At 63.3% G+C, this 354-nt stretch carries 1 protein-coding gene; it reads right to left on the reverse strand.

What is annotated here, in order from left to right:
• Positions 1–354: type VI secretion system baseplate subunit TssG (locus BG57_RS31045; RefSeq protein WP_035971184.1), on the reverse strand; the 354-nt coding region annotated here is incomplete at both ends.

The following is a 354-nucleotide window of genomic DNA, read 5'->3' on the forward strand; positions in this document are numbered from 1 at the left end:
ACCGGCTGCTGCCTGCGTCAAGGCCCATGCGCGATACAGCAACGACAGCGAACGGTGGTGGAAGATGTCCAGAAAGTTGCCGAGCGTCGGGTCGTTGCGATGTTCTTCGCGTTCGCGTGCGATCTCGGTGACGTGAGTCGGCAGTGGTCCATTCGGGCCGAGCATACCCAGACCGAACAGCCGGATGTGCAGCCTTCCATCCTTCAGCCGAGCGTCCGCCACTTCGCGTGGCGCGAAGATGAGGCTTGGACGCTGGCCGATCCGAAAAGACTCGCTCGCCGGCAGTTGTGCAGTGCCGATGGCTTCCCCGTGCGTGTTCGCGCCGATGCTGCGCAACAGCGGGTAGAACCCGTA

The organism is Caballeronia grimmiae (assembly GCF_000698555.1).
In the GTDB taxonomy this organism is placed as follows: domain Bacteria; phylum Pseudomonadota; class Gammaproteobacteria; order Burkholderiales; family Burkholderiaceae; genus Caballeronia; species Caballeronia grimmiae.